Source organism: Paracoccus sp. 22332, from assembly GCF_052045125.1.
Taxonomy (GTDB): Bacteria; Pseudomonadota; Alphaproteobacteria; order Rhodobacterales; family Rhodobacteraceae; genus Paracoccus; species Paracoccus haematequi_A.
In genome coordinates this window covers 268,093-289,286 of record NZ_JBQEOI010000001.1, presented here as the reverse complement: position 1 = coordinate 289,286, position 21,194 = coordinate 268,093, and the positions used below count along the sequence as shown (strand labels likewise).

Here is a 21,194-nt window from a genome sequence, read left to right as displayed (position 1 = left end):
TGCCAGTCTGGCGGTGTGCAAGGTGCGGCCCGCAAGGCTGCATGGGAACAGGGATCACCAACCCGACCGCCCCCGCGACTGTGAGCAGAGAGCCGATCCGGCACGCCACTGTGGCCCCGCGCCATGGGAAGGCAGGAAAGGCAGCGACCTGCGAGTCAGGAGACCGACCTAGCGCGAAACGCAATCCGCCGTCGGGGATGACGGCAAGGAGGGACGACATGACGACGCTTTCCCGCGCATCGGCCGCGGTTTCCACATCGCTGCGCGACATCTTCATCGTGGCCGCCATCGGCGCGGTTCTGGTCTTCACGGCCGGCCTCGCGCAGTCCGAGACGCTGCACGACGCCGCCCATGACGTGCGCCACGCCACCGGCTTTCCCTGCCACTGATGCTGTCGCGTCTTTTGTCCAGCGCCCTGATCGCTGGTGCTGCCGCAGGGCTGATTGCCGCCCTGTTGCAGTTGGGCTTTGTCCAGCCCGTCCTGCTGCACGCCGAACTTTACGAAGGCGGCGAACTGACCCATTTCGCGGCGCCCAGTGACCACCATCACCACGACGCGGCGGACACTGCCCATGACCATGATCACGCCGAAGGCGCCGCCGCTGCGGCCCATCCCGACATGGGCGGCCTCGACCTGAGCCGCGACGGATTGTCGGTGCTGTTCTCGATCCTGGTCTATGCCGGCTATGCGCTGCTGCTGGTGGCCGCCATCGCGCTGGCCGAAAACCGCGGCCATGCCGTCACCGCGCGCCAGGGGCTGCTGTGGGGCGTCGCGGGTTTTGTCGCGGTGCAGCTTGCGCCCGCCTTCGGCCTTGCCCCGGAACTGCCCGGCATGGCCGCCGCCGACATCACGCAGCGCGAGATCTGGTGGCTGGCCACCGTCGCCCTGTCCGCTGTCGCGCTGTGGCTGATCGCCTTCGGCAAGTCCTGGGCCGAATGGGCGCCCGCCATCGTCCTGGCCGCCCTGCCCCACCTGGTCGGCGCGCCGCACCCGGCCGAACTGACCGGCCCCACCCCGCCCGAGCTTGCCGCCCAGTTCGCGGGCCGCGCCCTGGGCGTGGGCCTGGTGGCCTGGGTCGCCCTGGGCCTGCTGACGACCACCCTATGGTCGCGCGGCCGCGCCTGATCCCCGTCCCGGCGCCCCGGCGCCGGGATCGCGCCGCAGCAGATAGATATCCATGATCCACCCGTGCCTGTCGCGGGCTGCCTGCCGCGCAGCGACGATGCGCGGTCCAGCCTCGGACAGCGGGCCTGCCTCGACGATCTGGTCCGGCATTCCGACATAGGCGCCCCACCAGATGCGGACCCCGGCGGGATCCAGCGTCTGGAAGCTGTTCATGCCATCCAGCATCACCACCAGCGTATCGACGCCCGCCGGCCAGCCCTCGTCGCGCAGCCGCCGCCCGGTGGTGACAAGGAAGGGCGCGCCGATCTCGTTCAGGGGGATCGCATGGGCCGCCGTCAGCCCTTGCAGCGACATGATCCCCGGCACCACATGGACGGTCATGGCCCGCCGGTCCGCCAGCCGCGCCGCAATGCGCAGCGAACTGTCATAGAGAGCCGGATCCCCCCAGATCAGCAGCGCCACCCGCAGCGCACCGGGATGGACCGCGATTACCCTCTCCCAGCAACCGGCGATCGCCTCGTGCCAGTCCAGCACGCCGCCTTCATACCCGCCCGAGGCATCCCGAACCGGCAGGTCGAATTCCGCCAGCACCGTTTGCGGATTGGTCAGCACCTCGTCGCAGATCCGGCGCCGCGCCTGGGCCAGTTCCGCCTTCTCCTCGCCCTTGCGGGGAATCAGGATCAGATCGGCACGGTTGATCGCCGCGACGGCCTCAAGCGTCAGATGCGCGACCCGTCCCATGCCGATGCCGATAAGCCAAAGTTCCATCCCCGATGCCCCGCCCTGGACCATGCAAGGCGCTTCTGACCGCGGCTCCGGCGGCGGTCAAGCGGCCTTCCTACCATTACAGTTTCGTTTTTAATTTGATATGAGAGCGTTTCGCTACGGCCTGATGCGCTCGTCGCCACAATGACCATGCGATGATCTGTGCGGGCTGGGCTCATGGATATGAGGCATGTTCCGCCATCGGTTTGAGGAACATGCCGATTGCGCAGCGGACTGATCGTCGAAGCCGATCTCACCCGCGCTACGGGCCGCGCCGGGCGGCAGGCCGCGATCGATATGATCCACCGCCATTCGCCGGGCTCGAGCCGGAGGCTGACGCTCGGCGCCGACAAGGGATATGATGCCGCGGAGTTCGTCACCGATCTGCGGCACGCCTGCCCGCCTATGCTTTTTTACCCTTCTACATTGACCAGGATGACGGCTGGACCAAGTCACTCGAATCCTTTGCGAATCTCGCGCAATACAGCGCCTACAAAAAGCCGGTCATCGAATTTCACACCGGTATTCTGCCGAACGAGTTCTATGTCTTGGAAGCGAACAAGCGTCAGATCCAGGTCCCCACATGGACAATGACAGCCGTCAGCCAGGCCAATGCTCTTCTCCGCAGTTGATAGCGGGGCTTGTAAAGCGCGTGCACGAGATCCTGAAACGGGCGGAACAGGCTGGTTTCGGCGCCAGAGTTGCAGCCTCCTTCGAGGCCGACAAGGCGCTCATGGATGATATGTGGGGCGAGGACTGAGGGTCGGTAGAGGCTTGGATCTTACAAACCATGGGCCAGGTTGAGGGGCGAGCATGAGCGAAACCGACGCACTGATACGCGCCGAGATTGCCGCGATCATTAGAGACACCGCACGTATCCGCGAACGACCTGTCTGGCAGACTATGCTGGCGGGCGCCGCAATTGTTGTTCTGGGCGTCACCCTCGGCTCTGCTCTGGCTTTGCTTAGCTGAGGTGTGAACGTTGCAGCCACGATATCCTGTGGGGTGCGGGTGGCACTACTGCGATCTATTCCAATGATTTATGAGGTATTCAGCCTGATCGCGAGGCAACTTCCGTAATCAAAAAGGCAGAACTATCCGCCCCTTATCAGTCAATAACTGGTCGGAGCGAGAGGATTCGAACCTCCGACCCCCTGCTCCCGAAGCAGGTGCGCTACCAGGCTGCGCTACGCTCCGACCGTGGTGGGGCAGGTAGCGCGGGCTGCGGGCGAATGCAAGCCCCGTCAGGGGCGCGGCGGCCATATTCTTTGCAGCAGCGAGGTGCGGGGCGCCGTTACCGTCTCCGCGCGGATGCGCGAGGCGATCACGGGGCGGTTGGCGGAATTGCCGCCTCTGCCTTCGCGCCAGACGATATAGATACCCGACCCGATGATCACCGTGGCGCCCAGGACGGTGGGCAGATCCAGAACCTCGTCGAAGAAGATCCAGCCATAGGTCGTGGCCCAGAGGATCTGCGAATACTGCATGGGCGCGACGATCGCGGCCTCTCCGGCGCGATAGGCGAGGATCAGCAGGAATCCCGCGATCAGTCCCAGACAGGCGATCACCCCGGCCAGCGCCAGATGCGGCAGCGCCATCGGCCGGTATTCGATGGCCAGGGACGCGCCGGTAGCGAGGAAGTTGCCCAGCATCGGCCACATCAGCAGGACCAGCGGGCGTTCCGACCGGCCCAGCTTGCGCAGGATCACCGCGGTCATCGCCGATCCCATGGCCGCCGCCAGCGCGGCCGCATGACCCAGCCCCAAGGGCTGCGCGCCGGGGCGCAGCACGATCAGAACGCCCGCCAGGCCCGCCACGACCGCCAGCCAGCGGTGCATCCCGACCCGTTCGCCCAGGATCGGGATCGACAGGATCGTCACCAGCAGCGGCGCGGCGAACAGGATCGCATAGACCTGCGCCAGCGGCAGCTGCGAGAACGCGAAGAAGCTGCCCATCCCGGCAATCACCCCCACCACGGTGCGGGCCGCGACCCATCCGGGATTGGCCGGGCGCAGCGTGCCGGGGGTGGGATCGCGCATGATGATGACCATCACCAGCGGAAAGGACAGCAGCGACGAAAAGAACAGCACCTGCAAGGCGGGATACTGCGTGCCCAGCGTCTTGATCACCACGTCATGCGTCGCATAGAGGCCCATGGCCAGCAGGGCCAGGGCCGCACCGCGGACGTTTGACGCGCCCTCCATCAGCCCTGGGACAGGGTCGCGACGATGCGGTCGCCCATCTGCGAGGTCGAAACCGGGGTGCCGCCGTCGGGCCCCATCAGGTCGGCGGTGCGCACGCCGTCGGCCAGAACCCGCTCCACCGCGCGTTCCAGGTCGGACGCCGCCCGGCCCTCGTCGAAGGAATAGCGCAGCGCCATCGCGAAGGACAGGATGCAGGCGATCGGGTTGGCCTTGCCCTGCCCCGCGATGTCGGGGGCGCTGCCGTGGACGGGTTCGTACATCGCCTTGGGCCGGCCGTTCGCCATCGGCGCCCCCAGGCTGGCCGATGGCAGCATCCCCAGCGATCCGGTCAGCATCGCCGCCGCGTCCGACAGCAGGTCGCCGAACAGGTTGTCGGTGACGATCACGTCGAACTGGCGCGGGTTGCGGACCAGCTGCATGGCGCCGTTGTCGGCATACATGTGCGACAGCTCCACGTCGGGGTATTCGTTGTCATGGACCCACTGCACCTCTTCGCGCCAGAGGATGCCGGATTCCATCACATTGGCCTTTTCCATCGAGCAGACCCGGTTCGACCGCTTGCGCGCCAGTTCGAAGGCCGACCGGGCGACGCGGCGGATTTCGCCGCTGGTGTAACGCTGGGTATTGATGCCGACGCGGCCGCCTTCGTTGTCGGGGTTGTTGTCGTCGGCATGGATGCCGCGCGGCTCGCCGAAATAGACCCCGCTGGTCAGTTCGCGCACGATCAGGATATCCAGCCCGGCCACCACGTCCCGTTTCAGCGACGAAAAATCGGCCAGAGCGTCGAAGCATTGCGCCGGGCGCAGGTTGGCATACAGATCCATTTCCTTGCGCAGGCGCAGCAGCCCGCGTTCGGGCTTGAGGCTGAAATCCAGCGTGTCGTATTTCGGCCCGCCGACCGCGCCCAGCAGCACCGCGTCGACCGATTGCGCCAGCGCCATGGTGTCGTCCGTCAGCGGCACCCCATGCGCGTCATAGGACGACCCGCCGACCAGCCCATGGCGGACATCGAAGGACATGCCGCGATTGGCGGAAAACCAGTCGATGACCTTGACCACCTCGGCCATGACCTCGGGACCGATCCCGTCGCCGGGCAGGATAAGCAGGGAATAGCTGTCGGACATGGTTCCTCCTTACGGGCGCGATGCCCCTGCGGCACTAGCCAAGGGCCGCCGCGGGGTCAAGTTCGGGCAGGGCGCGGTCCGCGCCGAGCCGGCCCCCCGGCTGGACCTTGGCACGCGCAGGTTCCCGGTTGCGGGCGAATTGCACGTCTTGCACCTTTCCGCGCCCTGTCGCAGCTTGCGCGGCAAGGGAAGGAAAGCCGCTCATGCCCAAAATATCCGTGGGGATCGTCAGCCTGGTTCTGGCCTATGTCCTCAGCCAGTTCTATCGCGCCTTCCTTGCGGTGCTGACGCCCGTCCTGGGATCCGAGCTTGGCGCCACGCCCGGCGATCTGGCGCTGTCCTCGGGGTTGTGGTTCGCGACCTTCGCGGCGATGCAGATCCCGGTGGGGCGGATGCTGGACCGGATCGGGCCGCGCCTGACGGTGGCCCTGCTGCTGGGGGCCGCCGGAGGGGCGGGGGCCGCGATCTTTGCGTCGGCTCAGGCGCCCTGGCACCTGCACTTGGCGATGGCGCTGCTGGGGGTGGGCTGCGCGCCCGCGCTGATGGGATCCTATTACATCGTCGCCCGCGAATATCCGGCGGCCGCCTTCGGCGCCATGGCGGGGATGATCGTGGGCTTCGGGTCGCTGGGCAACATCCTGGGCGCGACGCCGCTGGTCTGGGCCATCCAGGCCCTGGGCTGGCGCGCGACCATGGCGGGCCTGGGCGCCTCGACGGTGGCGGTGGCCCTGCTGATCGCGCTGACGGTGCGCGACCCGGCCCGGCTGGGTGCGGACCATCCCCAGGGATCGCTGGCCGAGGTGCTGCGGATCCGCGCGCTGTGGTTCATCCTGCCCCTGTTCTTCGTGAACTATGCCGCGTCGGGTGCGATCCGGGGCCTGTGGGCCGCCCCCTATCTGGAACGGGTGTTCGGCGCGGACGCCACACTGATCGGGCGGGCGACGCTGGCGATGGGGCTGGCGATGATCCTGGGGAATTTCCTGGTCGCCCCTGCCGTGCGGCTGGTGGGCAGCCTGCGCCGGACGGTGCTGATCTTCACCGGCGCGACGCTGGCGGTGATGGGCTTCCTGTGCCTGAACCCCCAGCCCGGCCTGGGGTTGGCGGTGGTCCTGCTGGCGCTGATCGGGCTGTCCGGGGCGGGCTATGTGCTGCTGATGGCGCATGGCCGGTCGTTCCTGCCCGATCACCTGGTCGGGCGGGGGGTGACGTTCATGAACATGATCTCGATCGGCGGGGTGGGGGTGATGCAGTTCGCCTCGCGCCCGGTGTTCCAGGCGGCGTCCGGGGCCTTTGCGCCGCCGCAGGCATTCGCCCTGCTGTTCCTGTTCTTCCTGGTCCCGCTTGCCATCGGCTTCGCCCTGTATTTCCTGACGCCCGAGGCCCGGCATGGCTGAGCCCATGGTTGATCCGCTGGTCGTCGCCCCGAACCTGAAGCGCCGCCTGTCGGGCGTCACCGCGACCGTCGTGCGCCTGATCCCGGTGCAGGCCCGGATGATCGCGATCCGCGCCACCGGCCCCGGCCTGCCGCCCGAGGTGCCGCATATCCCGCTGATCCGCGCCGCCACCCTGCCGCGCGACCGCTGGCGGGTCTGGCACGCCCGGCGCAACACCGAAATGGCGTTGGGCCTGATCCTGCGGCGGATCCTGCGGCGGAAATACCGGCTGCTGTTCACCTCGGCCGCGCAGCGTCGCCATACCGGCTTTACCAAATGGCTGATCCGCCAGCAGGACGCGCTTGTCGCCACCTCGGACAAGGCCGCCAGCTATCTGGACCGGCCCGCGACGGTGGTGATGCACGGGGTCGATACCGACATCTTCCGACCCGCGTCCGACCGGGCGGCGCTGCGCCGTGACCTAGGCCTTGATCCCGATGCGGTGCTGATCGGCTGCTTCGGCCGGGTGCGCGCCCAGAAGGGCGTCGACCTGCTGGTCGAGGCCGGGCTGCGGCTGTTGCCCGACCGCCCGCAGGCGCGGATCCTGTTCACCGGGCGCATCACCCCCGACAACCGCGCCTTCGCAGACGACCTGCTGGCCCGGATCGCGGCGGCGGGCCTGTCGGACCGGATCCGCTTCCTGGGCGAGCTGCCCTGGGATCAGGTGGTGCGCCATTACCAGGCGCTGGATCTGTTCGCCGCCCCCGCCCGCTGGGAGGGCTTCGGCCTGACCCCGCTGGAGGCGATGGCCTGCGCTGTGCCGACCGTGGCCGCCCGCGTCGGCGCCTATGAGACGCTGATCCGGGACGGCGTGACAGGCAGCCTGGTGCCGCCCGACGATGCCGACGCCCTGACCGACGCCCTGCGCCGCTGGCTGGACGACGATGCCGGCCGCGCCGATGCGGGCCGTGCCGCGCTTGCCCATGTCGCCGCCAACCACGCCATCGAGACCGAGGCCCGCGCCCTGGTCGCCCTCTATCACGACCTGCTGGCCCGGCCATGAACAAGCTGCGCTTCTATGCCGCCCGAACCCTGCGCGACGACGCGGCGCTGCAAGCCCTTTCGGTTCCGCAGTCCGACCTGCTGGCCGAACTGGCGGGCAAGACCGTCGCGCTGATCGGCAATGCCCGGTCGCTGGCCGAAACCCGCCACGGCGCGGCCATCGACGCCGCCGACCTGGTGATCCGCATCAACCGCGCGCCGATGCCGTCCCCGGAAAGCCACGGCACGCGGACCGATTGGCTGGCCCTGGCGGTGCGGCTGGCGGATGCCGACCTGGCCCGCATCGCCCCCAGGCGCGTGTTGTGGATGTCGCCCAAGCGCAAGCGGCTGGGCTGGCGCATCGCGCATGGCGACGGCTTCTATCTGCATCCCCTGGCCGATTACCATGCGCTGAAGGATCGCCTGGCCGCCCCGCCCACCACCGGGGCGATGATGATCGACCTGGCGCTGCGATCGGGCTTGGCCCGCCTGACGCTGCACGGCTTCGACTTCTTCGCCAGCCAAAGCCTGTCGGGCAGCCGCACCGCCGACCAGGTGCCCCACGACTTCGGGGCCGAGGCCGCCTGGGTCGCGGACATGCAGCGCCGGGACGGGCGGCTGATCCTGGCCTGACCCGGCCCGCCCGGCCCTTTCCCCTTCCCTTGCTGGCTTGCGTGCGCTAAAGCCACGCGACCGCCAGAAAAGGAGTCCCAAGGAGATGGGTTACAAAGTCGTCGTCGCAGGCGCCACGGGGAATGTGGGCCGCGAAATGCTGAACATCCTGTCGGAACGCATGTTCCCCGTGGACGAGATTGCCGCGCTGGCCTCGCGCCGGTCGCAGGGCACCGAAGTCAGCTTTGGCGACAAGACCATCAAGGTGAAGGACATCGAGCAGTTCGACTGGACCGGCTGGGACATCGCGCTGTTCGCCATCGGCTCGGACGCCACGAAAATCCACGCGCCCAAGGCCGCCGCGGCGGGCTGCGTGGTGATCGACAACTCGTCGCTGTATCGCTATGACCCCGACATCCCGCTGATCGTGCCCGAGGTGAACCCGGACGCGATCCAGGATTACCGCAACAAGATGATCATCGCGAATCCCAACTGCTCGACCGCGCAGATGGTGGTGGCGCTGAAGCCGCTGCACGACCGCGCGCGGATCAAGCGGGTGGTGGTCAGCACCTATCAGTCCGTCTCCGGCGCCGGCAAAGAGGGCATGGACGAGCTGTGGGACCAGACCAAGGGCATGTATGTGCCCGGCCAAGAGGTCGCGGCCAAGAAGTTCCAGAAGCAGATCGCCTTCAACGTGATCCCACAGATCGACGTGTTCCTGGACAGCGGCGATACCAAGGAAGAATGGAAGATGGTCGCCGAGACCAAGAAGATCCTGGATCCGGCGGTCAAGGTCACGGCGACCTGCGTGCGCGTCCCGGTCTTCGTCGGCCATTCGGAATCCATCAACATCGAGTTCGAGGATTTCCTGGACGAGGACGAGGCCCGCGACATCCTGCGCGAGGCGCCGGGCATCCTGGTCGTGGATAAGCGCGAGCCGGGCGGGTATACGACTCCGGTCGAATGCGTGGGCGATTTCGCCACCTTCGTCAGCCGCATCCGCCAGGACGTGACGGTCGAAAACGGCCTGAACCTGTGGTGCGTCAGCGACAACCTGCGCAAGGGCGCCGCGCTGAACGCCGTGCAGATCGCCGAGTTGCTGGGCAATCGCGTGCTGAAAAAAGGCTGATCGGGTGTTCGACTGGATCACCGGATTCCTGGACGGCGGCGGGGCTGTGGCCATCGCCGCCCTCATGTTTCTGGAAAACGTCTTTCCGCCCATCCCGTCGGAACTGATCATGCCGCTGGCGGGCTTCAACGCCGCGCGCGGCGGCACGCCCCTATGGCTGGCGATCCTGGCCGGGGGCCTGGGATCCTTGGCCGGGGCCTGGTTCTGGTATCTGGCCGGACGGGCCTTCGGCGCCCACCGGCTGCGTCGCCTGATCGCGCGCCATGGCCGCTGGCTGACCCTGACCCTGTCCGAATTCGCCGCGGCCGAGGGCTGGTTCCGCCGCCATGGCCGGGCCGTGGTGTTCTTCGGCCGCTTCATCCCGACCGTGCGGACCCTGATCTCGATCCCCGCCGGGATCGAGCGGATGCCGCAGGGGCAGTTCCTGCTGTTCACCGCGCTTGGCAGCTTCATCTGGTCGGGGGGGCTGGCCTTGGCTGGATACCTGCTGGAAGACCGCTATGAGGCGGTCGAACACTGGATCGACCCGCTGTCCACGGCGGTCGTTCTGGGCATCATCGCCCTGTATGTCTGGCGCGTGATCCGTTGGAAGCCCGACGCGTAAGGCGCGCCGTCACATCGTGCGGTCCACCACGCCGGACCGTGCCGTGCCCGCGGCGACGAACAGCCCGTTGCCGCCGAACAGCGCGTCCACATAGGCAGCGGCATCCATCGCATTGCCGGCCTGGTCGAACACGTTGACATTGCCGTCGCCATCGACCGACAGAAGACGGCCATAGGTCTTGTGCGTCAGATCGAAGGCGCCCAGTTTGACCGCCCCGTCCTCGCCGCGTTCCAGCAGGGTGCCGGTGACGGTGAAATCGCGTTCCAGCATCGCGGCCGAGACGTTCAGGCGGCCGTTCACCTGGCCCAGATAGGCATTTTCCTTGGCCACCACGTGATTGATGTCGCCAAGCCGGGATGCATTGGCGGGGCGTTGTTGCGCAACTATCGCTTGAGGCGTGACTGCCCCTTTCCCCACTCAACTCGGGCTACGCGGACGATGTCGGCTGTGCCGAGGGCGTTGAAGCGGTTCATGAGTGCGACGCGGATGTGGACTTCGGCGGTCTGGCGATCCAGATCTCTCGCCATGATGCGTTCGCCGAAGGATTTCAGGCAGCGCATCCTCGCCTCGATCCGACTGCGGGCGTGGTATCCAGTCCAACGTTTCCAGAAAGCCCGACCGTAATGTCGGGTGGCGCGCAGGGTGTCGTTTCGGGCGCGTGCCGCCGGGCAATCTTCCTTCCACAGGGCGTTGTTGCGGATCGGAATGATCGGGGTAGCCTCACGCGCGAGGATAGCGGCGTGGCAGCGGCGCGTGTCATAGGCGCCGTCGGCGGTAACCGTGCCGATCTTCTCGTCTGCCGGGATCTGGCTGAGCAGGTCGGACAGAACGGGGCTGTCACCGTCGCGGCTAGGGGTGAATTCCACCGCGCGGATGTCGGACGTGGCCGGGTCCATCGCCAGATGCACCTTGCGCCATTGGCGCCGCCCCTGCACCCCGTGCTTGCGCGGCTGCCATTCGCCGTCGCCGAGGAACTTGATGCCCGTGCTGTCGACCAGCAGGTTGAGTGGCCCGTCGGCGCGGCGATAGGGAATCTGCACGGCCAGGGTCTTCTGTCGGCGACACGGCGTGGAAAAGTCAGGCACCGGCCAGTCCAGCCCCGCCAGCTTCAGCAGGCTCGCCACAATCCCGCCTCGTCAAGGTTCCTCGAACCAGTGGCGGAACCTGGCTCGATCTGGCGAAGCGGCAGCTTGAACAGGACATTGATCGACAGCCAGAACTGTATCGCCGCATCGGAAAACACCGCTGGCCTCCCAGGCTTCCCATCACGCGGTGCAAGCCAGGTCATGTCCGTGTCCACCCAGATCAGCAGCGACCCCCGCTTGCGCAGCGACGCGTTGTAGTTGGACCAGTTCGTCCTGCGATAGCGGGAGGGGTGATGGCTTGCTCAGGCGGCGCGTCTAACGGCAGGAATTCGCGAGGTGAATCCCTCGCCGTTAGACTTGTCCAACATGTATAACCGCCCCTTGCGCAAGAGGGTTTTCAGAGCTGTTTTGCGCGGTGTCGGGTGCTGACATGTATCCGGCCTCATGATGCGACCGTCTCCATGCCGCGGGCCCGTATGGTGTTCGCGGATCAGGTCCAAATCAACGCCGCGTGCTCAAAGGCACGTGTTGCACAACTGGTTCTCCTGACCCCGTCACACGACCGTTGCGCCAAACTGCTCTCAGCCCTCTTCCGCTCCGACGTCTCGCGACCGCTGACGGGGTTTATGCCGCCATGGCCGGAGCCCGGTAGACCTCCTTCGTCTTCAGGATCGCCCAGACGATCCGTGCCATCTTATTGGCCAATGCCACCCTGACCAACATCGGTGGCTTGCGCGTCAGCATGTTACGGAGCCACGTGCCCGGCTGCGCCGCGGCATGGCAGTGTCGCTTGATGATGACGCTGTTCGCTCCGATGATCAGAAGCCTCCGCAGAGAATGCTCGCCCATCCTGGTTGTAGCCCCTAACCTCTGCTTCCCGCCCGTCGAATGCTGCCGCGGGGTGAGGCCGAGCCAGGCGGCAAAGTCGCGCCCCTTGCGGAAGATCTCCGGAGGCGGCGCCAGTGTGGCAAGCGAAGTGGCAATCAGCGGCCCGATGCCCGGAATGGTCATGAGACGGCGCACCACTTCGCTCTCTCGCGCACGGCGATCGATCTCGGCGTCCAGAACTCCGATCTGCCGGTCAAGCTCGGCGAGCATCCCTGCCAGCACATCCAGTGAGGCCCGCGCAGTGGCGGGCAGGTCCGAAGCCTCGCTTTCGATCAGTACGATCAACCGGCCCACGTTCCTCACGCCTTGAGGCACGACATGGCCATATTCGCCCAGATGTCCGCGCAGGGCGTTGATTGCCTGGGTCCGCTGCCGGATCAACAGTTCCCGGACACGGAAGACGCTGGCAGCGCCCTGTGTTTCCTCGCTCTTGATCGGGACGAAGCGCATGCTCGGTCGTTGCGCCGCTTCGCAGATCGCCTCGGTATCGTTCGCATCATTTTTCTGACGCTTGACGAACGGCTTCACATAGGCGGGCGGAATGAGCCTGACGTCATGGCCAAGCTTGACCAATTCCCGCCCCCAGAAGTGCGCGCCTCCGCAAGCCTCCATCGCCACCACACAAGGCGGCAGCGTCGCGAAGAAAGCCAACACCTGCGCGCGCCGCAGCTTCTTTCGAAGCAATGCGCCGCCGCGAGCATCTGCTCCGTGGAGCTGGAATACATTCTTCGCCAGATCGAGTCCGACAGGGGTAATCTCCGACATGACCGCCTCCCAGAATGGATTGTTGCGATCCCACCTTGGCACATCGATGCCGTCGGGGGGCGGTTACACCATCAACGCCGTAACGATATCTTGGTAGGTGGAAAGGGAACGATATTCTCATTGGTGGGGCGGGGGCAGACACATTCACTTTCTATGCGAATGACGGCCAGGACTTCATCAACGATTTTACCGACGGTACGGACAAGATCAGGATCTTCGCCCCCGGCCAGGTGTCCAGCCTTGCCGATGTCACAGTGACGGCATCGGGCACAAGCACCCTTCTGGAGTTCGCCGGAACCAAGGTCACGCTGAATCTGACCGACCCCTCCGCCCTAGACGCCTCGGACTTCATCCTCACATGACGCTGGGGCGGCGCGCCATCCTATCCCGGACCGCGCCGCCGGAAGGCCCAATCACACCACCGACCAGCTTTTCCCGCCATCAACCGCCTGGAACAGCGTGCCCTCGCTGATGTCGTGGACCAGGCCGTGCAGCGACATCTGCCCCCCCTCGACCGCCGCGCGGACAAAGGGGAAGGTCATCAGGTTCTCGATCGACACCAGCACCGCCTCGCGTTCCAGGGCGGCGACCTGCTCGCCCTCGGGCAGATCCCTCACGCGGTCATAGCCGGGGCGCAGGATGTCCATCCAGCGGCCCACGAAGCTGGTCTTTTCCTCAAGCTCGGGCGCGTGGCCGGAACACATCGCATGGCAACCCGCGACGCCGCCGCAATTGGTATGGCCGACGACGATCAGATGCGCGACCTTCAGCGCCTGCACCGCGTATTCCACCGCGGCCGAGGTGCCGTGCTGCAACCCGTCGGGCGCATAGGGCGGCACCAGGTTGGCGATGTTGCGATGGATGAAGAATTCGCCCGAATCCGCCCCGAAAATGCTGGTGACGTGGACGCGCGAGTCGCAGCAGGAAATCACCATCGCGCGCGGGCGCTGACCGTCGGTCGCAAGGCGGCGATACCAGGCGCTGTTCTCGGCATAGGACGTGGCTTTCCAGCCGTGAAAGCGACCTGCCAGGTATTGCGGCAGAGGACGGATGTTATGCATGGCTCACCTTGTCTTGTCCCGCTGCTTGATAGGACGTGATTGAAACAAATTCGAGAGATTTCTTCTGCCGGCGGCAAGCCTTTCTTCACGGCGTGCAGGCATGGTGGCCAGACTGACATGCAAGACAGAAGGCAAGGCAGATGGCACAAATCATGGCGTTGGCCGTATCGGAACCGGTCCGGGTCGATTCCCGCCGCTTGGGCGACATCGTGACCGAACTGGGCGAAACGGCGGCGCAGAACGTCATCGGCCTGGCCCTGGAACAACTGGCGGGCGCCCTAACCGGCGCCGACAAGGCCGTGCGCGCGGGCGACCTGGCCGAAACTGCGCGCCAATGCGACTTGCTGGCCCGGCTGGCCTGGCAGATCGGGCTGCTGTCGCTGGCCGGGGTGGCGATGGATCTGGGTTTTTGCGCCGACCGGCGCGAGGCGGTGGCCATCGGCGCGGTCCATGCCAGGCTGATGCGGGTGGGTAACCGATCGCTGACGGCCATCTGGGATCGCGGCCACCTGGACTGAGACGGGGTTGCGGGGACGCATCCAGCCTGTAATCTCGCCCGCGACCGACCAAGGACAGGCCCCATGACCCCCGATTTCGCCCCCGATTCCGCCGACGCCCTGCCGCTTTGGGCGGTCTGGAAGGGCGATCCCCTGGCCGACCAGGCCGGTCCTTGGCCCGCAGCCAGCGGATTTTCCGGGAAGATGGCCGAGATTTGCCTGCTGCCAAACGCCTCGGGCGGGCTGGCCGGGGCCTTCCTGGGTCTGGGCGACCGCGCACAGGCCAGCCGCCACCGCTTTGCCCTGGCCCATGCCACGGCCCTGCCGCCGGGCACCTGGCGCGTCGCCCTGCCTCAGGGGGCCGACCCGAATGAGGCGGCCCTGGCGCTGCTGCTGGGCCAGTACCGCTTTTCCCGCTACAAGGGCGCGCCCTATGCCGGGCCGCAGTTCATCTGCCCCGAAGGCGCCGATCCCGCCCGGATCCGCGCCCAGGCGGCCGGAGAGTTCCTGACCCGCGACCTGATCAACACCCCCGCCAACGACATGGGGCCTGACGACCTGGAGGCCGCCGCCCGCGCCCTGGCGGATAAGATCGGGGCCAGCATCGCCGTCATCGCCGGCACCGGCCTTCTGGACGCCGACCTGCCGATGATCCACGCGGTCGGCCGCGCCGCCGAACAGGCCCCGCGCCTGATCGACATCCGGCTGGGCGACAGCGGCCCGCGCCTGACCGTGGTCGGCAAGGGGGTCTGCTTCGATACCGGGGGCCTCGACATCAAGCCCTCGGCATCCATGCTGCTGATGAAAAAGGACATGGGCGGGGCGGCCACCGCACTGGGCCTGCTGAAGATGCTGGCGCTGACCGGCGCGGCGGACCGGATGCGGATCCGGGTGCTGCTGCCAGTGGTGGAAAACAGCGTTTCGGCGGGTTCATTCCGGCCGGGCGACGTGCTGACCAGCCGCAAGGGCCTGACGGTCGAGGTGAACAACACCGATGCCGAAGGCCGGCTGATCCTGGCCGATGCGCTGACGCTGGGGGCCGAGGAAGCGCCCGACCTGATGATCTCGCTGGCGACGCTGACGGGGGCGGCGCGGGTGGCGCTTGGACCCGACCTGCCGCCGTTTTACTGCGACGACGACGCCACGGCCGACGCGCTGTCCCGCGCCGCCATGGCGGTGCGCGATCCGCTGTGGCGGATGCCCTTCTGGGACGGCTACGAATCGCAGATCGAGCCGCCCATCGCCGATCTGGACAACGCGCCACCGGGCGGGATGGCCGGGTCGATCACCGCCGCCCTGTTCCTGCGCCGCTTCGCCCAAGGCGCCGGGCGCTATGTCCACATGGATATCTATGGCTGGCAGCCGGTGCTGGCGCCGGGCCGTCCCAAGGGCGGCGTGGGCCAGGGGGCGCGCGCGATCCTGGCGGCCCTGCCGCAGATCCTGCCATGACGCTGGACCGCCGCCTGACCCCCGCCACGGATCGAGTCGCCCTGGACAGCCTGTGCGGGGTGATCGAACGGCCCGCCTATACCCCCGGCCAGGCCGCGCGGCTGATCGTGCCGCTGGCCGACCTGATGACCGCGCCCGATGGTCGCCGCGACCGGCAGGTGAATTTCGGCGCCGATGTCACGGTGATCGAGACGCGTGGGGACTGGTGTTTCGTGCAGGCCGCACTGGACGGCTATTGCGGCTGGATGCCCGCCGCCGCGCTGACCCGCGACCTGGCGCCCGTCACGCATCGGGTGACGGCCCCCGCGACCCATGTCTATCCCGCCCCGGACATGAAGCGGCCGGAACGGGCCAGCCTGTCCCTTGGCGCGCGCCTCTCGGTCACAGGGACCGAGGGGCGCTTCGCCCGGCTGGCCGACGGCGGCTTCGTTCCCATCCAGCATATCGGCGACCAACCCGCGTCCGACCCGGTGTCGGTGGCCGAAAGCCTGCTGGGCACGCCCTATCTGTGGGGCGGCAACAGCCGCTGGGGCATCGACTGTTCGGGGCTGGCGCAGGCGGCGCTGACGGCCTGCGACATCCCCTGCCCCGGCGACAGCGACCTGCAACGCGACGCCTTTCCGGCGGCAGACGACATCCGGCGCGGCGACCTGTTGTTCTGGCCCGGCCATGTCGCCCTGGCCATGTCGCCAGACCTGATGATCCATGCGACCGCCTGGACCATGGCGGTGATCGTCGAGCCTATCGCCCAGGCCATCGCCCGCATCGACGCGCAGGGCGACGGGCCGTTCCTGGGTGTCCGCCGCCCGCCTCTGGCGCAGCCCGCCGCCATCGCCTAGACCGCGCCGGAAAGTAAGGAGACGCGGCCATGTTCACCGTTTCGCTCATCGCATCGCCCCTGCGCGCCAACCTGACGCAGCAGACGGCGCAGGGCCTGGCCGACCGCTGGGGCGGCGGGCCGGTCCGCTGGCTGAACCCCGCCATCGCGGCGGAATTCGACCTGTCCCACAGGCCCGCCGATTTCCAGGACGCCTGGGCCGATCTGCACGCCCAGACGCTGGATCTGGCGATCCAGCCCACCTGGGGGCGGCGCAAGAAAATCCTGCTGGCCGACATGGATTCCACCATGATCGGCCAGGAATGCATCGACGAACTGGCCCATGTCGCGGGCGTCGGTCCGCGCGTGGCCGAAATCACCGCCCGCGCCATGAACGGCGAACTGGACTTCAACGGCGCCCTGACCGAACGGGTGTCGCTGCTGGCGGGCCTGAAGGACAGCGTGATCGCGGATGTGCTGGCCTCTCGCATCACGCTGGCCTCGGGCGGGGCGGAACTGGTGGCGACGATGCGCGCGAACGGCGGCTATGCGGCGCTGGTCTCGGGCGGCTTCACGGCCTTCACGCAGGCGATTGCCGACCGGCTGGGCTTTGACGAACACCGCGCCAACACCCTGCTGGCCGAGGGCGGGCTGCTGACCGGCCAGGTCGGAATGCCGATCCTGGGGCGCGAGGCCAAGGTCGAGGCGCTGCAATCGATCGCGGCGGCGCGCGGCCTGACACCGGCGGATGCGATCGCGGTGGGCGACGGCGCCAACGACCTGGGGATGATCCAGCTTGCCGGGACCGGGGTGGCGCTGCACGCCAAGCCCTCGGTCGCGGCCCAGGCGCAGATCCGCATCGACCACGGCGACCTGACGGCGCTGCTGTACCTGCAGGGCTACTCCGCCAGCGATTTCGTCACGGGCTGATCGCCAGCACCGTGTCCGCCGCTGGACGCGCGACGCTGGCGGCGGCGCCCGTCCCCGCCCAGAAGGCGCCATAGCCGTCGTTCCCCCGTGCCTTGGCGGCGGCATTCAACACCTTTCCGATGTCATAGGCCATCGGATAGCCCGCCACGGCCCGGTCGTCGATGGCGGTAAAGTCATTGACCAGGCAACGCGCCGGACGCCCCGAGATCGCCCGCGTCATCGCCGTCTGCCCGCCCGACAGGGCGGCACGATGGGCGGGCGGGGTGGCCGACTCGGGCGCGCGCAGGAAGGCGGTGCCGCATTGCACGGCGACCGCCCCTGCCGCCATCGCGGCGCGCGCCGCCGCCCGGTCCATGATCGCCCCGGCGGCAACCACCGGCAGCCCCAACGGGACCAAGGCCCGCACAAGGGCCGCCTGATTCAGCCGGGCGTCCGGCCCGTCCGGGTCGAAGATGCCGCGATGGCCGCCCGCCTCCCACCCCTGGGCCACGATCACGTCGAAGCCCGCATCGCGGATCGCCTGCCCCTCGGCGACCGAGGTCGCGGTGGCCCACAGCCTGCACCCAGCCGCTTTCAGCGCCGCGATCTGACCCGGCTCGGGCAGCCCGAAATGGCAGCCGACGATGGCGGGCCGTTCGGCCAGCAGCATCGCCAGCATCGCGTCATTGCCGCGGAAACTGGGATAGATCTCGGACAGCGCGGCGGGCGGCTCGGCCCCGAAGCGCGTGAAGACCGGGCGAAGCACATCGATCCAGCCCGCCTCTCGGGACGGATCGCGGGCGGCCGGGGCGTGGCAGAACAGGTTCACGCCGAACATCCGGTCGGTCCCCTGCCGCACCGCCCGGATCGCTCGGCCCGCCGACGCCGCGTCCAGGGCGCCGAAGGCCAGGAACCCCAAGCCACCCGCATTGCAGACCGCCGCCGCCAGTTCCGGCGTCGAGGTTCCCGCCATCGGCGCCTGCACCACGGGGTGTATCACGTCATCGAACATCGACCGCTCCTGTGTTTTGCCTTGGCACAAGTATCCCATGGGGTGAGCCGCGCCCGGAAGAAAGTCCAGTGGACTTTCTTCAGCGGCGAACGCCTGCCGCCCTGCGGCGGGCCGGGGAGGTGTGAAACCCCCGGCCTTCGCCGCTTTACAAAACCCGGCCAAAGGCGCATGGCGCGCCCCATGCTGGATTTGTCGCTGGACCTTCTGCTGATCCTTGCCGCCGCCGGTTTCGCGGCAGGCTTCATCGACTCGATCGCCGGGGGCGGCGGGCTGATCACCCTGCCGGTGCTTATGCTGGCGGGGATCCCGCCCGCTCAGGCGCTGGCCACCAACAAGGTGCAAGGGGTCTTCGGCGCGGCGACGGCGGCGGTCAGCTATGCCGCGCGGGGGCTGGTGGATCTGCGCAGCCAGTGGAAATCGGCGCTGATCGCCGGGCTGGCCGGGGCGATCGGCGCGGCGCTGGTCAGCTATCTGCCCACCGACAAGCTGAGGCTGGTGCTGCCGGTGATCCTGATCGCCATCGCCCTGTTCTTCGCGCTGAAGCCGGGCCTGAACGACCTTGACCGGGTACAGCGGATCGCGCCCGCCGCCTTTGCCCTGACGGCGGTGCCGCTGGTCGGGTTCTATGACGGGGTTCTGGGACCGGGGGCAGGATCGTTCTACATGATCGCCTTCGTCACCTTGGCGGGTTACGGCGTTCTAAAGGCCACCGCCCATACCAAGCTGTTGAATTTCGCGTCGAACCTGGGCGGGCTTGCGGCCTTCGCCCTTGTGGGCCAACCCTTGTGGCTGGTGGGCATCGTGATGGGCGTGGCGCAGATCGCGGGCGCGATGCTGGGGTCGCGGCTGGCCAGCCGGATCGGCGCGCGGCTGATCAAGCCGCTGCTGGTCGCCACCTCGACCGCGCTGGCCTTGCGGCTGATCTGGCAGATGCTTTAGGACGGAAAGCCCGGCGCCGTCCGCATCTCTCCGGTGGGGATGCCGCGCCAGTTGCGGATCGGATCGGTCAGGAACCGGCCGACCGCCGGGTCGGCCTTGTCCAGAACGCCCAGATGGACCAGCAGGGCGGTGATCGCGGCCTCGGCCGCGCGGGTGCCGCCATCGGTGATCTTCAAGGCCACGCCCAGGCCCTGATCGGGCAGGATCGCCACGAATACCGCCTCGGCCCCGGTCTTGGCGGCGACGCGGCCGCCCATGGCGCGCATCAGGACCGTGCAGGCCCGCCCCTCGCCCGCGACCAGGTCGGGATGGGCGCGCATCGCATCCACAAGCCGCCGCATCGCCCGGCCCCGCCGATCGTCGGCCGGATCGGCAAAACCCGCCATCGCCCGACCCAACCCCGCCAGCGAACAGGACCAGTTCGGGGCCGAGCAGCCGTCGATGCCGTATCCGGGGCTGACCTCTCCGGTGACCTCCTCGAACGCGGCCTTCACGGCCTGCTGGACGGGATGGCCGGGATCGACATAGTCGTCGGCGCCGCCGCCCAGATGCCGGTTCAGCGTCAGGAAACCCGCGTGCTTGCCCGAACAGTTGTTATGCAGCTGGCAGGGAGATTCGCCGCCGCAGGTCAGGCGGCGGTTTTCATCGGGGTCGCGCGGCATGTGGCAGCCGCAGCGCAGATCGGATTCGCCCAGCCCCAACGCATTTAGCCATCGGCCCACGGCGTCCACATGCAGCCGCGCGCCGCTGTGGCTGGCGCAGGCAAGCGCAAGGTGCCTGTCGGTCAGGCCCGCCGCATCGGCCGCGCCGCTTTCGATCAGGGGCAGCGCCTGGATCATCTTGCAGGAGGACCGGGGAAAGATGATCTCGCCTGGACAACCCCAGGCCTCGACCACGCCCTTGGTGTCGCAGATGACGGCATGGCCGCAATGCAGGCTTTCGCGCGGGCCGCCGCGCCGCAACTCGATCAGTTCCGCTGGTCGCATGGCTTTTCCCCTGACAATTGCGCGATTTCCGGCCTTGCGCTCTTTCTCGCGCGGTGATTTTGGCTATCGTGACCGCAGATGGTTGAAAAGACCACGGCAATCGGGAAAAACCCCCCTGATGCGGCGAAAACTATGGCAGGAGGCCAGAGCATGACCAAGACCACGCTGCGCGGCATGACCGCAGCCCTTGCCCTGATCGCGGGCCTGGGGACCGCAGGGGCGCAGGAATCCACCAATGTCGTCGCGACCGAAGGCGACTGGACCGTCTTCGCGGCGGAAAATCCCAAGGAATGCTGGGCGGTGTCGCCGCCCAAGGCGACCCAGAACACCGACGCGAACGGCGCCCCGCGCGAGGTGACTCGCGGCGATATCCGCCTGTACGTGGCCTATCGCCCCGGCCAGAACGGCGAGGTCAGCTTCAGCGGCGGCTATCCCTTCGCCCCCGACAGCACGGTCGAGGTCGATGTCGGCGGCGCCAAGTTCAACCTGTTCACCGAGGGCGAAAGCGCCTGGACCGGCAGCGCATCCGAGGATGAAAAGCTGATCGGCGCCCTGCGCGGCGGCACGAACGCGGTCATCACCGGGCGGTCGTCGCGCGGCACGGTGACCAAGGACACGTTCAGCCTGGCCGGGATCACGGCGGCGACCAACACGGCGCGGGCGCGCTGTCAGTGACGCAGGCCGGGGGACTTCACGTCCCCCGAGCCCTCTGGGGGATATTTGGACCAAGGCAAAGGGGCGAGGCCGGTTGATTTTCGGCCTCGTTTCGCTTATCTGCGGGTCTTTCGCCCCTTATGCCGCCGGTTGA

Annotated in this window: 24 protein-coding genes, 1 tRNA gene, 2 pseudogenes and 1 riboswitch; of the genes and pseudogenes, 17 read left to right on the top strand and 10 right to left on the bottom strand. The window is 67.8% G+C overall.

Features of this window, described 5'->3' with window-relative positions:
- Window positions 1–3 precede the first annotated feature (3 nt).
- Window positions 4–186, top strand: a riboswitch (cobalamin riboswitch).
- Between the two features lie 32 nt (window positions 187–218).
- Both ACTJI6_RS01400 and ACTJI6_RS01395 read left to right on the top strand, forming a co-directional pair.
- Entirely contained in the window at window positions 219–389 is a 171-nt protein-coding gene (locus tag ACTJI6_RS01400; RefSeq protein ID WP_241232710.1) for a CbtB domain-containing protein, read from the top strand.
- Window positions 389–1,126 (top strand): CbtA family protein, encoded by a 738-nt coding sequence (locus ACTJI6_RS01395; RefSeq protein ID WP_440797178.1) that lies wholly within the window; start codon window positions 389–391, stop codon window positions 1,124–1,126. The genes ACTJI6_RS01400 and ACTJI6_RS01395 overlap by 1 nt, the downstream gene beginning before the upstream one ends.
- Here the strand turns inward: ACTJI6_RS01395 and cobF are convergent.
- Window positions 1,103–1,894: a precorrin-6A synthase (deacetylating) gene (cobF, locus tag ACTJI6_RS01390; RefSeq protein WP_440797176.1), complete on the bottom strand. Its 792-nt coding sequence runs from the start codon at window positions 1,892–1,894 to the stop codon at window positions 1,103–1,105. The two genes, ACTJI6_RS01395 and cobF, sit on opposite strands and share 24 nt — an antisense overlap.
- A gap of 222 nt (window positions 1,895–2,116) precedes the next feature.
- Here cobF and ACTJI6_RS01385 point away from each other — a divergent pair.
- The 3 genes and pseudogenes from ACTJI6_RS01385 to ACTJI6_RS01375 all read left to right on the top strand — a co-directional run.
- Window positions 2,117–2,281, top strand: a pseudogene (locus ACTJI6_RS01385) (IS5/IS1182 family transposase); the annotation flags it as partial.
- Between the two features lie 193 nt (window positions 2,282–2,474).
- Window positions 2,475–2,651 (top strand): hypothetical protein, encoded by a 177-nt coding sequence (locus tag ACTJI6_RS01380; protein ID WP_440797174.1) that lies wholly within the window; start codon window positions 2,475–2,477, stop codon window positions 2,649–2,651.
- Window positions 2,652–2,704: 53 nt separating this feature from the next.
- Window positions 2,705–2,863, top strand: a complete 159-nt coding sequence (locus tag ACTJI6_RS01375; RefSeq protein ID WP_440797172.1) for a hypothetical protein — start codon at window positions 2,705–2,707, stop codon at window positions 2,861–2,863.
- A 148-nt stretch (window positions 2,864–3,011) separates the two neighbouring features.
- On the opposite strand, the gene ACTJI6_RS01370 is transcribed toward ACTJI6_RS01375, so the two are convergent.
- The 3 genes from ACTJI6_RS01370 to leuB form a co-directional block, all read right to left on the bottom strand.
- Window positions 3,012–3,088: transfer RNA gene (locus tag ACTJI6_RS01370), tRNA-Pro, on the bottom strand.
- A gap of 47 nt (window positions 3,089–3,135) precedes the next feature.
- A complete protein-coding gene (locus ACTJI6_RS01365) occupies window positions 3,136–4,095 on the bottom strand; it encodes a DMT family transporter (protein WP_440797170.1) in 960 nt (319 codons plus the stop codon).
- Window positions 4,095–5,219, bottom strand: coding sequence for a 3-isopropylmalate dehydrogenase (leuB, locus tag ACTJI6_RS01360; protein ID WP_440797168.1), 1,125 nt, complete (start codon window positions 5,217–5,219; stop codon window positions 4,095–4,097). The genes ACTJI6_RS01365 and leuB overlap by 1 nt, the downstream gene beginning before the upstream one ends.
- Before the next feature lie 203 nt (window positions 5,220–5,422).
- On the opposite strand from leuB, the gene ACTJI6_RS01355 reads away from it, so the two are divergent.
- The 5 genes from ACTJI6_RS01355 (at window position 5,423) to ACTJI6_RS01335 (ending at window position 9,978) form a co-directional block, all read left to right on the top strand.
- Window positions 5,423–6,613, top strand: coding sequence for an MFS transporter (locus ACTJI6_RS01355; protein WP_126153989.1), 1,191 nt, complete (start codon window positions 5,423–5,425; stop codon window positions 6,611–6,613).
- Window positions 6,606–7,655, top strand: a complete 1,050-nt coding sequence (locus ACTJI6_RS01350) for a glycosyltransferase family 4 protein (protein WP_440797166.1) — start codon at window positions 6,606–6,608, stop codon at window positions 7,653–7,655. Before ACTJI6_RS01355 ends, ACTJI6_RS01350 begins: the two co-directional genes overlap by 8 nt.
- Window positions 7,652–8,266 carry a glycosyltransferase family 29 protein gene (locus tag ACTJI6_RS01345; RefSeq protein WP_440797164.1) on the top strand — a complete coding sequence of 205 codons (615 nt, stop codon included), beginning with the start codon at window positions 7,652–7,654 and terminating at the stop codon, window positions 8,264–8,266. The genes ACTJI6_RS01350 and ACTJI6_RS01345 overlap by 4 nt, the downstream gene beginning before the upstream one ends.
- Before the next feature lie 85 nt (window positions 8,267–8,351).
- Window positions 8,352–9,374, top strand: coding sequence for an aspartate-semialdehyde dehydrogenase (locus ACTJI6_RS01340; protein ID WP_440797162.1), 1,023 nt, complete (start codon window positions 8,352–8,354; stop codon window positions 9,372–9,374).
- A gap of 4 nt (window positions 9,375–9,378) precedes the next feature.
- Window positions 9,379–9,978: a DedA family protein gene (locus tag ACTJI6_RS01335; protein WP_126153992.1), complete on the top strand. Its 600-nt coding sequence runs from the start codon at window positions 9,379–9,381 to the stop codon at window positions 9,976–9,978.
- Between the two features lie 9 nt (window positions 9,979–9,987).
- On the opposite strand, the gene ACTJI6_RS01330 is transcribed toward ACTJI6_RS01335, so the two are convergent.
- The 3 genes and pseudogenes from ACTJI6_RS01330 to ACTJI6_RS01320 form a co-directional block, all read right to left on the bottom strand.
- Entirely contained in the window at window positions 9,988–10,308 is a 321-nt protein-coding gene (locus ACTJI6_RS01330; protein WP_440797160.1) for a hypothetical protein, read from the bottom strand.
- Window positions 10,309–10,361: 53 nt separating this feature from the next.
- A pseudogene (locus ACTJI6_RS01325) lies at window positions 10,362–11,369 on the bottom strand (IS5 family transposase).
- A 318-nt stretch (window positions 11,370–11,687) separates the two neighbouring features.
- On the bottom strand, window positions 11,688–12,716 hold the full coding sequence (locus tag ACTJI6_RS01320; protein WP_440797158.1) for an IS110 family transposase: 1,029 nt from the start codon (window positions 12,714–12,716) through the stop codon (window positions 11,688–11,690).
- A 113-nt stretch (window positions 12,717–12,829) separates the two neighbouring features.
- On the opposite strand from ACTJI6_RS01320, the gene ACTJI6_RS01315 reads away from it, so the two are divergent.
- On the top strand, window positions 12,830–13,078 hold the full coding sequence (locus tag ACTJI6_RS01315) for a hypothetical protein (protein ID WP_440797332.1): 249 nt from the start codon (window positions 12,830–12,832) through the stop codon (window positions 13,076–13,078).
- A 51-nt stretch (window positions 13,079–13,129) separates the two neighbouring features.
- On the opposite strand, the gene ACTJI6_RS01310 is transcribed toward ACTJI6_RS01315, so the two are convergent.
- Window positions 13,130–13,777 (bottom strand): carbonic anhydrase, encoded by a 648-nt coding sequence (locus ACTJI6_RS01310; RefSeq protein ID WP_440797156.1) that lies wholly within the window; start codon window positions 13,775–13,777, stop codon window positions 13,130–13,132.
- 140 nt (window positions 13,778–13,917) lie between these two features.
- On the opposite strand from ACTJI6_RS01310, the gene ACTJI6_RS01305 reads away from it, so the two are divergent.
- From ACTJI6_RS01305 to serB, 4 genes are all read left to right on the top strand, one after another.
- Window positions 13,918–14,295: a hypothetical protein gene (locus ACTJI6_RS01305; protein WP_440797154.1), complete on the top strand. Its 378-nt coding sequence runs from the start codon at window positions 13,918–13,920 to the stop codon at window positions 14,293–14,295.
- Between the two features lie 63 nt (window positions 14,296–14,358).
- A complete protein-coding gene (locus ACTJI6_RS01300) occupies window positions 14,359–15,723 on the top strand; it encodes a leucyl aminopeptidase family protein (protein ID WP_440797152.1) in 1,365 nt (454 codons plus the stop codon).
- Window positions 15,720–16,562 (top strand): C40 family peptidase, encoded by an 843-nt coding sequence (locus ACTJI6_RS01295; protein ID WP_440797150.1) that lies wholly within the window; start codon window positions 15,720–15,722, stop codon window positions 16,560–16,562. The genes ACTJI6_RS01300 and ACTJI6_RS01295 overlap by 4 nt, the downstream gene beginning before the upstream one ends.
- Window positions 16,563–16,591: 29 nt before the next feature.
- The gene (serB, locus tag ACTJI6_RS01290; protein WP_440797148.1) at window positions 16,592–17,470 is read left to right on the top strand and encodes a phosphoserine phosphatase SerB; all 879 of its coding nucleotides are present in this window, start codon (window positions 16,592–16,594) and stop codon (window positions 17,468–17,470) included.
- On the opposite strand, the gene ACTJI6_RS01285 is transcribed toward serB, so the two are convergent.
- Window positions 17,460–18,461, bottom strand: coding sequence for an NAD(P)H-dependent flavin oxidoreductase (locus ACTJI6_RS01285; protein WP_440797146.1), 1,002 nt, complete (start codon window positions 18,459–18,461; stop codon window positions 17,460–17,462). The genes serB and ACTJI6_RS01285 overlap by 11 nt on opposite strands.
- 180 nt (window positions 18,462–18,641) lie before the next feature.
- On the opposite strand from ACTJI6_RS01285, the gene ACTJI6_RS01280 reads away from it, so the two are divergent.
- Window positions 18,642–19,400 (top strand): TSUP family transporter, encoded by a 759-nt coding sequence (locus ACTJI6_RS01280; protein WP_126154087.1) that lies wholly within the window; start codon window positions 18,642–18,644, stop codon window positions 19,398–19,400.
- On the opposite strand, the gene ACTJI6_RS01275 is transcribed toward ACTJI6_RS01280, so the two are convergent.
- Window positions 19,397–20,386, bottom strand: coding sequence for an asparaginase (locus ACTJI6_RS01275; protein WP_440797144.1), 990 nt, complete (start codon window positions 20,384–20,386; stop codon window positions 19,397–19,399). The two genes, ACTJI6_RS01280 and ACTJI6_RS01275, sit on opposite strands and share 4 nt — an antisense overlap.
- 150 nt (window positions 20,387–20,536) lie before the next feature.
- Here ACTJI6_RS01275 and ACTJI6_RS01270 point away from each other — a divergent pair, with 150 nt between their 5' ends.
- On the top strand, window positions 20,537–21,061 hold the full coding sequence (locus ACTJI6_RS01270) for an invasion associated locus B family protein (protein ID WP_126154003.1): 525 nt from the start codon (window positions 20,537–20,539) through the stop codon (window positions 21,059–21,061).
- Window positions 21,062–21,194: the final 133 nt, after the last annotated feature.